We start from the raw sequence: 12486 nt of genomic DNA, 5'->3' as shown, positions 1-12486 counted from the left end.
TTTCGTGAATGACAACAGCCGCCAGCCAAGCGCCGACTGACATGACTTGCCCCCGCACCTACGCCACCAGCGATTTCGACTTTGACCTGCCGCCGCAGCTGATTGCCCAGCACCCGGCGGCCACGCGCAGCGCTTCGCGCCTGCTGGACGGCACGGGCGCAGCGCCCGCTGACCGGCGCTTTGCCGATTTGCCCGGCCTGCTGCGCGAGGGCGACTTGCTGGTGCTCAACGACACGCAAGTGGTCAAGGCGCGCCTGTTTGGCGAAAAACCCAGCGGCGGCAAGCTGGAGCTGCTGGTCGAGCGCGTGCTGGCCGACGGCACGGTGGCCGCGCACATGCGCGCGAGCAAAAAACCGCCCGTGGGCGCGCGGCTGCGCATGGCTGGCGGCACGGAGCAAGGCGGCTTCGAGGCCGAACTGCTGGGGCGCTGGCCGCAAGCGGACGGCGCGCTGTTTCACCTGCGCTTTTCGGGCGACGCCTACGCGCTGATGGCCGCGCACGGACATGTGCCGCTGCCGCCTTACATCACGCATGCCGATGGCGCGGAAGATGAGGCGCGCTATCAGACGGTGTTTGCCGCGCGCCCCGGCGCGGTGGCCGCGCCCACGGCTTCGCTGCACTTTGACGAAGCCGTTTTGCAGGCGCTGGCCGCGCGCGGCGTGCAGCGCGCCTTCGTCACCCTGCACGTGGGCGCGGGCACCTTCCAGCCCGTGAAAACCGAGCGCCTGAGCGAGCACCAGATGCACGCCGAGCGCTACGACGTGCCCGCCGCCACGCAAGAGGCCATTGCCGCCTGCCGCGCGCGCGGCGGCCGCGTGGTGGCGGCAGGCACCACCAGCGTGCGCAGCCTGGAGGCATGGGCGGCCACGGGGCAGGCAAGGGGCGACACGCGCATCTTCATCACGCCGGGCTTTCGCTTTCAGGTGGCGGACATGCTCCTGACCAATTTCCACCTGCCGCGCAGCACGCTCATGATGCTGGTGAGCGCCTTCGCAGGCCACGCGCACGTGATGGCGCTGTACCGCCACGCCATTGCGCAGCGCTACCGCTTTTTCAGCTATGGCGACGCCATGCTGCTGGCGCGGCTGGCGTGAGGGGCGGCTCCGCGCCCTGCGCCTGTCCCTGGAAGACGACGGCCCCGGCATGAGCGCCGCCCAGCCCGAAGCAGCCGCTCGAAGGCTTGATCTGAAGCAAAAACAGGAGCAGATACAGGGGGTAATAAATGCCGCTCTGCGCAATCTCCACTAGGACATCATGCTATGAATAAAGGAGCTGATGGTTGCCATGGCCCGGGCCGTTCATTGCCTTTCGTCGATTTGCGCGTCTTTGGGCCATTGGATGGTGTGTTCGGCACTGAAGCTGGCCGTGGCGCCGGCGGCCAGGCTTTGCTGCCAGAGGATGAGGCCGGGCTGTTTGAGAAAGGCGGTGTCAGCGGGCTTGGGCGTGTAGGCCGATTGCACGGTGATGCGCTCGTTTTTGGAAACGGGCGCGGCGTCAATCACTTGCAGCTCAATGGGTGTTTTGCGGCGGTTTTGCACGCTGAAGGCGCGGCGGGTTTTGCGCTCGCCCTTGCTGCCCATGAAACCGGCGGTGCCGCTCCTGTCTTGCGCCGCTTCGGCCTTGACGCTGACTTGCTCGTCGGGCCCGAATGAGAGGGCGATGGGCGCGGGCAGGGAAAAGTCGAGCCGTCCGCTGCCGACCAGCGCGCCGTCGCGCGTGAGCTGCATGGGGCCGGCGGGCCATATGCCGTCGGGCGGGGTGATTTCGGCAATGAGGTAGGCGGCTTCTTCCACCGCCGGAGCGGCGCGGGTGATGAGCCGCGCGGGCACAGTGACGCTGCCCAGCGTGAGGGTGACGCGCTCGCCGCTGGCGGGCACGGTGATGCGTTGCGGCGCCCTGAATTCGGTGGCGTAGGCGCGATCCGTGGTTTCCACTTCAAAGCGGGGCATTTCGGGGGCGCTGTCGGCTTCTTCAGCGCTGGCTTCCTGGGACATCACGGCGGGGGCCGCTGCGATGGAGTAGGACCGGCCGCTGAAGCTGGCGCTGCGGGCGCGCTCAAGTTCGGGCTGGCTGATGTCCAGCGTCCAGGGGCGGGGCAGTTCGGCCTGCGTGGCGCGGCCGGGCTGGCCGGTGGAAAGGGTCAGGGCCACGTCTTGCCAGTCTTCGCCGGTGTCTTGCGCCACGAGGGCCAGGCGTTCCAGCTTCACGCCGGGGCCTGCGGGATCGAGCGCGGCGCGGTAGCCCGGCTGCCAGCCGGGGCCGCGCACCTGGTAGCTCAGGCGCGCCTCGCCCGCTTTTTCGGCGGCCAGGGTCACGGTGACGGTGGTCACGCGGCTGCCGCCCAGACGGCGGCTTTCGGCCAGCAGGGGCTTGAGCTGGCGCTGCAAGTCTTCCTTGCGGCGATCCAGTTGCAGGGCGCGCAGTGCGTTGTCCTGCCCGCTTTTGCGCAGGGCTTCCGCCGTGGCGGTGATGGCGCTGGCGGTGATGGCGTTGGCAGGGGCGCGCTCGCCGCCGTCTGGCGCGGCCTGCACGGCTTTGATGACGGCTTTGAGGTATTCGGCGCTCAAGTCCAGCGCTTCTTTTTCCGCATCAGCGGCGGCGATCTTGTCCTGCAACTCGCGAATGCGTTCCTGTAGCGGACTGGCGCAGGCCGCTGCCTGCTCGCGCGGCAAGGTTTGCACGCTGATTTCACCCACGCGCACGGCCGCGCTGGCGCTGGCTGTCAGGCTTTGTTCATCCAGCTTGGCGGGCAGGCATTCAAATACCACGCGGCGCGCGCCAGCGGCCACGGGCGCGGCGCGCTCCACAACGGCCTCGCCCGGATAGACCGTGACGCGGGTGATGCGCGAAGCCGCGCTTTCAGGCGCGGCAGCTGCGGCAGGCAGGCTGGCAGCCAGGCTGGCCAGGGCCGCAAGGGCGGGAAAACGCAACAAGCGCATGGGCATGAGCGGACCTTTCATGAGCGGAGTGAAAGCGAAGTGGAAATGCTAGCAGCGCCCCGGCTGGCACTGGATAATTCGCGGCTTTGCCCATTCCAGAGTTGCGCCATGAGCCTCCAGATTCGAAACGATCCATTCACCCAGCGCCTGCAGCAAATCGGCCAGTGGATTGCGCAAGGGCTGTTGCAGCCAGCCGCGCAGGCGCTCACTGAGGCGCAGGCGCAGCATCCGAAGGACGTGCGGGTGGCTTTGATGGGCGTGCGCCTGGCGCAGCAGGCGGGCAATCTGGCGGGCGCCGTGCAGGCCGCGCGCCGCGCCGTGGCGCTGGAGCCGGGCTGGTTCGTGGCTGTCACCGAGCTGGCCCTGCAACTGGCCGCCCAAGGGCAATTCAGCGAAGCCATGGAACACGCCCGCCACGCCGTGGCGCTGGCGCCGAAAGAGCCGCGCGTGCTGCACTCCGCCGCCAACGTGGCCCAAGGGGCTGGCGACGGGAAGCAGGCGCTGACCTGGGCGCGAACGGCGTTGCAGCTTGACCCGCAAAACCACCCGCTTCGGCTGGATTACGCTGGCATGCTGTACCGCGATCGGCAATACAAGCAGGCGCAAGATGAATTCAACCGGGTGTTGCAAGCTCAGCCCGGCAACGAAACCGCGCTGAGAAACCTGCTGACTTGCGCCTTGCAACTGGGCGACCAGAGCGAAGCCCAGCGCCTGGCTGACGTGCTCATCATCCGCAGCCCCGATGATGAGCAGGTGCGCTACTGGCATGCCGTGGCACACGGCCAGACGCCGAAAACGCAGCCCGAAGCCTCGGTGACAGGCTTGTTTGACGACTACGCACAGCGCTTTGACCTGCACCTGGTGGGCGGCCTGAAATACCGCGCGCCCGAGCGCGTGGCGCAAATCTTGCTGGCGCTGCGGCCCGACCGGCGCTTCAACGTGCTGGACCTGGGCTGCGGCACGGGCCTGCTGGGCGTGTACCTGGGCCGCCTGCACGGCCACCTGATTGGCGTGGACCTGTCCGAGAAGATGATTGAACAGGCCGCCCGCCACGGCATTTATTCACGCTTTCACCACGTGAACATTCTGGATGCGCTGCGCGACACGCCGGCCGACCACTACGAAGTCATCACCTGCCTGGACGCGCTGATTTACGTGGGCGATCTGGCCCCCGTCATTCCCAACGCCTTCCGCATTCTCAAAGCAGGCGGGCATTTCATCTTCACCTGCGAAGCCGCCAATGAAGACGAGGCTGATCTCGTGCTGCGCCCGGACAGCAACCGCTATGCGCACAAGGCCAGCGCCGTGGAGCGCCAGTGCCGCGAGACGGGGTTTGACGAAGTGAAGATCGAACACCTGGAAAGCCTGCGCAATGAAGGCGGCAAGGCCCTGCCGGGCTTCATCGTCATCGCCCGCAAGCCCCTGGCCGCGCCGGCCGACGCCCCCGCTGCCGCGTAAAGCCGCCATGCTGCAATTCGAGCTGCTGACGCAAGACCCGGCCAGCCACGCCCGCCGCGCACGCCTTGTGCTGCGCCACGGCGTGGTGCAAACCCCCGTGTTCATGCCCGTGGGCACCTACGGCACCGTCAAAGGCGTGATGCCGCGCAGCCTGCATGAAATGGGCGCGCAAATCATCCTGGGCAACACCTTTCACCTGTGGATGCGGCCCGGGCTGGACGTGCTGCAAGGCTTTGGCGGCCTGCATGGTTTTGAGAACTGGCACAAGCCCATCCTCACCGACAGCGGCGGCTTTCAGGTCTGGAGTCTGGGCGAGATGCGCAAGATCAGCGAAGAAGGCGTGAAATTCGCCAGCCCCGTCAATGGCGACCGGCTGTTTCTCACGCCCGAGGTCAGCATGCAGATTCAAACCGTGCTGAACAGCGACATCGTCATGCAGTTCGACGAATGCACGCCGTACGAAACCAAAGGCCACGTCACCACCGAGCGCGAAGCGCGCGCCAGCATGGAGCTTTCCCTGCGCTGGGCCAGGCGCTGCCAGGCCGAATTTGCGCGGCTGCAAAACCCCAACGCGCTCTTTGGCATCGTGCAAGGTGGCATGTTCGAGCACCTGCGGCAAGAGTCGCTCGAGGCCTTGGTGGCCATGGACTTTCCCGGCTACGCCGTGGGCGGCGTGAGCGTGGGCGAACCCAAGGAAGACATGCAGCGCATCACCGCCCACACCCCGCACCGCCTGCCCGCGCACAAGCCGCGCTACCTCATGGGCGTGGGCACGCCCGAAGACCTGGTGTTCGGCGTGCAGCAGGGCGTGGACATGTTCGACTGCGTCATGCCCACGCGCAACGCGCGCAACGGCCACTATTTCACCCGCTTTGGCGACTTGAAAATCCGCAACGCCCGCCACAAGGCCGATCCGCGCCCCATCGACGAAACCTGCACCTGCCACGCCTGCGCGGGCAGCAGCGGCGTGCCTTGGGCCGAAGGCGGACGCGAAGGCTTTTCGCGCGCCTACCTGCACCACCTGGACCGCTGCGGCGAAATGCTCGGCCCCATGCTGGCCACCGTGCACAACCTGCACTACTACCTGAACCTGATGGCCGAAATGCGCGCCGCGCTTGACGCAGGCGCCTTCGGCGAGTTCGTGCGGCGCTTTCACGAAGACCGTGCGCGCGGGGTTTGAGAGCCTGTTCAGCGTCTGGCGCCTGCAATGCCCGCTCTCGTACCCGCCGCGCCGGCGTGGCGGGATAGGCACGGCTGGCCGGTTATTTAGCTCCTGTATTCATAGCATGATGTCCTAGTGGAAGCTGCGCGAGACGGTATTTTAGATCCCCTGAATTTGCTCCTGTTTTTGATCTTGCCTGATGGACGGAGCGGCCCGTTTTTTCAGCGCATCTCAAACAGCTCCTGATGAAAGCGCCCGGCAGGCAGGCCGGCGGCCGTCAGCTCGCGTTGCAGCGCCTGGCCGAAGGCCGTGGGGCCGCAGAACCACACGCTGGCCGTGGCCCATTCGGGCGCTCGCTCGCGCAGGCGCTGGGCGGTCAGGCGGCCTTCGCTTTGGCTGGCGATGACGTGCAGCGTCACGCCCGCGCGGGCGGCCAGGGCCTGAAGCTCGCCGGTGAAAGCGGCATCGGGCTGCTGCGCGCAATAGAACAGGCGGATGTTTTGCTCGCCTTTTGCATCGCCTGCATCGCCTGCACTGCCCGCAGCATCACCTGCATTACGCAGCCGCGCCAGGTGTTCCATGCGCGCCATGAAAGGGGTGATGCCGATGCCCGCGCCCACCCAGATTTGCGCGCTCGCGCCGTCTTCAAACGTGAAGCAGCCATACGGCCCCTCCAGCGTGGCGCGCTGCCCCGGGCGCAGCCACTCGTGCAGGCGGCTGGTGTAGTCGCCCAGGGCCTTGACGAGAAAGGTGATTTCGCGCCGCTGCCCGTCCCACGCCGAGGCGATGGTGTACGGGTGCGCCCCTTCGGCGCGGCTGAAAGAAACAAAGGCGAACTGCCCCGGCGCGTGCCCCGCCCAGCCTGGCGGCACGGCTAGCCGCATGCGCAGCGTCTGCATGGGCGCCAGCCAGTCGGCGGCCTGCACCGTGGCCTGCACCCGGCGCTTTGCGCCCACGCGGCCGGCCAGCACCATCAACGCCGCCACGCTGCCAGCCAGCATCAGCGCCGCCTCCACCCAGCCCACCGGCTGCGCCCAGTAGGCAAAGCGCGTGCGAATCACCGAGTGATACACCAGCGCCAGATACGCCACCGCCAGCAACGTGTGCGTTTTGGCAAACCAGCGGTAGGGAAAGCGCTTGATGAGCGCCAGCACGATGAGCGCCGCGCCGCCGTAAAAGGCCCATTCGCCCAGCGTATCGGCCAGCCCTTTCTGGCTGTTGAACCACAGCTGAACCGGATCGGTCACCTTCGGGCGCGGCCCGCGCTCGGGGCGCACCAGCCAGCCCCAGCCCACCATCCACTTGGTGCCCAGCGCCAGCCACCAGTGCGCCACCGAAGCGGCCAGCGCCGCAATGCCCAGCCATTTGTGCAGGCGGTAGGACTTGTCCAGCCCGTCCAGCCAGCGCTCGGCCCAGGCCGGGCGCGCGGCCAGCACGAGGATGACGCTCATCGCTCCAATGGCCAGCACCCCCGTCCACTGCACGGCCACCGAGCGGAAGGTGAAGTAGTGAAACGGCTGCGGCCACAGCGTATCGGCCAGCAGCCACAGGCCCGTCAGGCCCAGCAAAACGGCCCAAAGGGCGATGCGGATGTTTTTCATGGCGGGAAAAAAGAGAAAGGCCGCCGCAGAAGGCCGCCTGGGCAAAGCCCGGAAAGGCGCGGATTCTCGCGGCTTCCCGTCAAGCGCAGGTAAAGCTCGGGCGCAGCGCCGCCACTGGGCGGAGCATCCGCGCAGAGGCTGCAATGGCATCAAAAAAAGGAGCTAATCAAAGGGCCTTAAATAACCGGTCGCGCAATATCTACCAGGACATCATGCTATGGATAGAGGAGCAAAATGAAGGCAAAAGCCCCAAGCTGCACGCGCAGCCTCACACGTGCAACGGCAGCCAGCCTGCGCGCGCGGCCAGCGCCACAGCCAGCAAGGTGCAGGCAGCGGCCACCAGGTCATCCAGCATGATGCCCAGCGCGCCCAGCCAGCCGCCCCGGTCATGAAAGAGCTGATCGGCCCAGCGCACGGGGCCGGGCTTGGCAGCGTCAAACAAGCGGAACAGCGCGAAGGCCACGGCTTGAGAAGCCCAGCCCCAGGCCGCAGGAATGAGCCAGAGCACCAGCCAGAAAGCGGCCACTTCATCCCACACGATGGCGCGCGGATCAGGCTGGCCCAGCTTGCGCGCTGTCACCGTGCAGGCCCACCATCCCAGCGGCAACGCCGCTGCTGCCAGCGCCCCTTGCGCGGGCGCTGGCAGCCAGGGCGCGACAAGCCAGGCCCAAACGCCCCAGGCCCACAGCGTGCCTGCCGTGCCCGCTGCCACGGGCGCCAGCCCGGAGCCAAAGCCCAGGGCGATGCAGTGCGCCGGATGCCGCAAAAAGCGCCAGCCGGGGCGGGCGGCGGGCGGGGGTGCATTGCCTGCTTCGCGTGCGCTTTCGCGCCTGCGCGCCAGCTCGCGCAGGCGATCCAGTTGTTCCAATCGTTGTGGCGGCTCGGCGTTGCGGTCAGGCTCGGTCATGGCAGGGGGCGGAGAAGGGGCTTGCTATCAAAAACCATCGTTAAAGGGTTCAGCAGAGACTGCGCAGGCAGGTGTTCATGACCTCTCTGATTTGCTCATCTTGTGAGTGCAGCCTGGCTTGTCTTTCAGGGGGCGGGCGTTGCCGCAGGCACGTCAAACACCGCGTAGGCGAACGGCATGGCGCGGGGAAAGGCCCAGCCGTGGCGCTGCGCGGTCAGCACGCGCGGCGCGGCGGGCTGGCCGCGCGCGGCCAGCCAGGCTTGCGCTTGCGCCACGCATTGGGTGGCTGGCACGGCGGCAGGCTGCGGAGCCTGTGAAAGCGGCCCCAGCGGGCAAAGCAGCAGGCCATTGAGGCTTTGCCAGGGGCCAGGCCAGGTCAGGCGCGCGGGCAGGCTGTCAGGCAGGCCGGGCACGGTGTGCAGATTGGGCTGTGCGTAAAAGGCGAGCATGGCGTTTTCCGCCCATTCGCCGCCTGCCCAGTGCAGGGTCTGGCCAGGATGGCGGGCCTGCCAGTCCTGCACGATGGCTTGCGCTGCTTCTCGCGAGGGGCGGTAGTAGTCGGCCTGCCCCGTGAGCGCCCTGAAGGCGGCCACGCCCAGCGCCAGCGCCAGCGCCACGGCCAGCGCGGGCCACCAGGCGCGTTGCAGGCGCGCCAGCGCCGTGTTCAGCGCCGCCGCGTCCAGCGCGCGCAAATTGCGCAGCCATAGCAGCGAAAAGGCATAGCCGATGGGAATGGCCCAGGGGATGGACAGCTCCGCCACGCCCGCCACGCCAAAGCCCAATGTGAGCGCCCAGGGGGCGAAAGCCAGCCAGAACAGCGTGTCGCCCCAGCCTTGCGGGCGCCAGCTTTGCCAGGCCGCGCGGACTGCCGCGCGCCGCCAGCCGCCGGCCTCGCGCCGCCCGGCTGCGGCGTGCGCCAGGCACAGCGCAAGCCAGGCGGGCAGCCAGTACAGCAGGGGCGAGAGCGCGAAGCGCAGCACATGACGCCATACCGTCTGGCCGCCGTTCTGGTCGGCCGCGTAGGCCAGCGTGGCCCAGCCGTGTTGCGCCACCCAGTCCAGATGCGGCCACAGCGCCAGCGCGAACACGGCCAGCGCCAGCCAGGGCCGGGGCGTGAGCAGCCAGCGCCGCCCCTGCGGGTGCAAAAAAACAGGCGCCAGCAGGCCCGCCAGGAAGACGCCGCTGTAGTACTTGCCCAGCATGCAGGCGGCTGCCAGCAGGCCCAGCAAGACGCTGGCGCAGCCGCCGCGCCAGCCGCTGGCGCGCCAGCTGGCCAGCAGCAGCGCCGCCGTCCACGGCCACAACGGCAGAAGCTGGCTGTTGGCGTTGAACTTGCCCGCCAGCGTGGTGTAGGGAAAGCTCCACAGCAGCAGCAGCGCCCCCCATTGCGCCAGCGTTCCCAGCCCCAGGCGGCGGCCCAGCGCCGCCACTCCGGCCAGCGCCACCCAGACATTGGCGTACGAAAGCAGGCGGTAGGCCCAGTCCGTTTGAGGGAACACCGCGAACCACGCGCCCACCACCCAGGCAAATAGCGGCGGGTGCTTGTGCGTGCCCCAGCGGAAAGATTGCGACCAGGCGTAGTTCTCCAGCATGTCGAACTGGCTGTCCAGATTGCCATTGGCCACGGTGGACATCCATGCCCAGAGCAGGCACGCCAGTGCTGCCATTTGCCACCATGCCTGGCGCGGCGCGGCGGGCTGGCTGCCAGAAAAAGCTGAATCAACGGAAGGCGCAAGGGGCGGCATGGGCGGGCAGGCGAAAGCGAGAGGCTGGGCAAAGACGGCGATTGTGGCGATGAACCGGCCTGGCCAGGCCCCGCCGCCCGGCCTGGCCGCAGGAGGCGGTGCCATAATGCGCGGCTGCACATACACAAGGCAAACGGGTCACGGCCCGGCGGCGCCACTCATGCCCGCCCATGGCCGCTGGCCTCAAGTCCTGACGCGGCCCCACAAGGGCTGGCAAGGGGCACCCAAGGTTTTTCTCGACTGAAATTTCCGAAAGGTTGATCACGATGGACTCACGCACGTCTGACACGTCCGAGCGCGCGCCGCAAGAGCTGCGCGGTTCGGAAATTCTCATCAAGGCCTTGCAGGCCGAAGGCGTCAGGCAGATTTTTGGCTACCCGGGCGGCGCGGTTTTGCACATTTATGACGCGCTGTTCCAGCAAGACAGCATCCAGCACATCCTCACGCGCCATGAGCAGGCCGCCGTGCATGCGGCTGACGGCTACGCGCGCGCCACGGGCGAGGTGGGCGTGGCGCTGGTGACGTCCGGCCCCGGCCTGACCAATGCCATCACGGGCATCGCCACGGCTTACATGGATTCGATTCCGCTGGTGGTCATCAGCGGGCAGGTGCCGCTGCCGCTCATTGGGCAAGACGCCTTCCAGGAGTGCGACGCCGTGGGCGTGACGCGGCCCGTGGTCAAGCACAACTTTCTGGTCAAGGATGTGCGGCAGATGGCCGAGGTGATGAAAAAAGCCTTCCACATCGCCCGCACAGGCCGCCCCGGCCCGGTGCTGGTGGACATTCCGAAAGACGTTTCCTTCAACAAAACGCTCTGGACGGGCTACCCTGAAACGGTCCAGATGCGCTCCTACAACCCCGTGCGCAAGGGCCATGCGGGGCAAATCCGCAAGGCGCTGCAACTGCTTTTGTCGGCCAGGCGGGCGCTGATTTACGTGGGCGGCGGCGTGCTGCTGGGCGATGCCTGCCAGCAGCTGCGCGAGCTGGAAGACTTGCTCAATGTGCCCGTGACCGCCACGCTGATGGGGCTGGGCGCGTTCCCCAGCACCGACCGGCGCTTTGTGGGCATGGTGGGCATGCACGGCACGCTGGAGGCCAACCACGCCATGCAGCATTGCGATGTGCTGCTGGCCGTGGGCGCGCGCTTTGACGACCGCGTGATCGGCAACGTCAAACACTTCGCGCAGCAAGAGCGCAAGATCATCCACATTGACGTGGACCCTTCCAGCATTGCCAAGCGCGTCAAGACCGACGTGCCCATCGTGGGCGACGCCAGGGAAGTGCTCTCGGATCTGATTGCCATGCTGCGCGAAAACCCGGCCCGGCCCGACGCGGCCGCGCTGGACGCCTGGTGGAAGCAAATCGAGCAGTGGCGCAGCCGCGACTGCCTGCAATACGACCGCGCCAATACCGAAGTCATCAAGCCCCAGCACGTGGTCGAGACGCTGTGGAACATGACGCGCGGCGCCGACGCCTACATCACCAGCGACGTGGGCCAGCACCAGATGTGGGCGGCGCAGTTCTACAAATTCGACGAGCCCCGGCGCTGGATCAACTCCGGCGGCGCGGGCACGATGGGCGTGGGCCTGCCCTTTGCCGTGGGCATCAAGATCGCCCGGCCCGACAGCGAAGTGTTTTGCATCACCGGCGAAGGCTCCATCCAGATGAACATCCAGGAGCTGGCCACCTGCAAGCACTACGACGCGCACGTGAAAATCATTGCCCTGAACAACCGCTACCTGGGCATGGTGCGCCAGTGGCAGCAAATTGAATACAGCAGCCGCTACAGCCACACCTACATGGACGCGCTGCCCGATTTCGTGAAGCTGGCCCAAGCCTACGGCCACGTGGGCATGCTCATCGAGCGCCCGCAAGACGTGGAGCCTGCCTTGCGCGAAGCGCGCAAGCTGCGCGACCGCACCGTCTTTCTCGACATCCGCACCGACCCCACGGAAAACGTCTTTCCCATGGTGCGCGCAGGGCGCGGCATCACGGAAATGATGCTGAGAACGGACGCGGCCTGAAGCTGCGGCCTGCCAGCCTGCGGCGCGGCCTTGCCAGACGTGCGCAGGCCATGACCCACAAGCCAGCGGCGCGCCAGCGCAAGGCGCTTCGGCCAGCGCCGGCGGCCTTCAGAGGAACCAGACACCATGAAACACATCATCGCCGTTCTCATTGAAAACGAAGCCGGGGCGCTCTCGCGCGTAGTCGGCCTCTTTTCCGCGCGGGGCTACAACATCGAGTCGCTCATCGTCGCGCCCACGGAAGACGCCAGCCTCTCGCGCATGACCATCGAAACACGCGGCTCCAACGACGTGATCGAGCAAATCACCAAGCACTTGAACCGCCTGATCGAAGTGGTGAAAGTGATCGACCTGACCGAAGGCGGCTACATCGAGCGCGAGCACATGATGGTCAAGGTGCGCGCCATCGGCAAGGAGCGCGAAGAGATGAAGCGCATGGCCGACATCTTCCGGGGCCGCATCATCGACGTGACCGACAAGAGCTACACCATCGAACTCACGGGCAACCAGTCCAAGAACGACGCCTTTTTGAACGCCATTGAGCGCAGCGCCATTCTGGAAACCGTGCGCACCGGCGCCAGCGGCATCGGGCGCGGCGAGCGCGTCTTGCGGGTGTGAAGGCCCGCCATGAATCAAGAAAATCACAAACC

Annotated in this window: 9 protein-coding genes; 5 read left to right on the top strand and 4 right to left on the bottom strand. The window is 67.1% G+C overall.

All coding sequences use genetic code 11. The features are described from left to right. The first annotated feature begins 41 nt into the window (after positions 1-41). Positions 42-1094 carry a tRNA preQ1(34) S-adenosylmethionine ribosyltransferase-isomerase QueA gene (gene queA / locus QB898_RS01725; protein WP_279523549.1) on the top strand — a complete coding sequence of 351 codons (1053 nt, stop codon included), beginning with the start codon at positions 42-44 and terminating at the stop codon, positions 1092-1094. A gap of 204 nt (positions 1095-1298) precedes the next feature. Here queA and QB898_RS01720 read toward each other — a convergent pair whose 3' ends face one another. Beyond that, a complete protein-coding gene (locus tag QB898_RS01720; protein ID WP_279523548.1) occupies positions 1299-2960 on the bottom strand; it encodes a mucoidy inhibitor MuiA family protein in 1662 nt (553 codons plus the stop codon). 87 nt (positions 2961-3047) lie between these two features. On the opposite strand from QB898_RS01720, the gene QB898_RS01715 reads away from it, so the two are divergent. Both QB898_RS01715 and tgt read left to right on the top strand, forming a co-directional pair. Beyond that, entirely contained in the window at positions 3048-4397 is a 1350-nt protein-coding gene (locus QB898_RS01715) for a tetratricopeptide repeat protein (protein WP_279523547.1), read from the top strand. A 7-nt stretch (positions 4398-4404) separates the two neighbouring features. Further along, a complete protein-coding gene (tgt, locus tag QB898_RS01710; RefSeq protein ID WP_050715416.1) occupies positions 4405-5577 on the top strand; it encodes a tRNA guanosine(34) transglycosylase Tgt in 1173 nt (390 codons plus the stop codon). Between the two features lie 203 nt (positions 5578-5780). On the opposite strand, the gene QB898_RS01705 is transcribed toward tgt, so the two are convergent. From QB898_RS01705 to QB898_RS01695, 3 genes are all read right to left on the bottom strand, one after another. Next, positions 5781-7160 carry a ferredoxin reductase family protein gene (locus tag QB898_RS01705; RefSeq protein WP_279523546.1) on the bottom strand — a complete coding sequence of 460 codons (1380 nt, stop codon included), beginning with the start codon at positions 7158-7160 and terminating at the stop codon, positions 5781-5783. A 268-nt stretch (positions 7161-7428) separates the two neighbouring features. Next, positions 7429-8067 (bottom strand): phosphatidylglycerophosphatase A family protein, encoded by a 639-nt coding sequence (locus tag QB898_RS01700; protein ID WP_279523545.1) that lies wholly within the window; start codon positions 8065-8067, stop codon positions 7429-7431. Between the two features lie 125 nt (positions 8068-8192). Continuing rightward, positions 8193-9812 (bottom strand): glycosyltransferase family 39 protein, encoded by a 1620-nt coding sequence (locus QB898_RS01695; RefSeq protein WP_279523544.1) that lies wholly within the window; start codon positions 9810-9812, stop codon positions 8193-8195. A 266-nt stretch (positions 9813-10078) separates the two neighbouring features. On the opposite strand from QB898_RS01695, the gene QB898_RS01690 reads away from it, so the two are divergent. Both QB898_RS01690 and ilvN read left to right on the top strand, forming a co-directional pair. Continuing rightward, positions 10079-11836: an acetolactate synthase 3 catalytic subunit gene (locus tag QB898_RS01690; RefSeq protein WP_279523543.1), complete on the top strand. Its 1758-nt coding sequence runs from the start codon at positions 10079-10081 to the stop codon at positions 11834-11836. Between the two features lie 126 nt (positions 11837-11962). Further along, complete coding sequence (ilvN, locus tag QB898_RS01685; RefSeq protein WP_050715419.1) at positions 11963-12454, top strand: acetolactate synthase small subunit; 492 nt, start codon at positions 11963-11965, stop codon at positions 12452-12454. The last annotated feature ends 32 nt before the right edge of the window (positions 12455-12486 follow it).

This window comes from Ottowia cancrivicina (assembly GCF_029813755.1).
Taxonomy (GTDB): Bacteria; Pseudomonadota; Gammaproteobacteria; order Burkholderiales; family Burkholderiaceae_C; genus Ottowia; species Ottowia massiliensis.
This window is presented reverse-complemented; position numbering and strand designations above follow the sequence as displayed.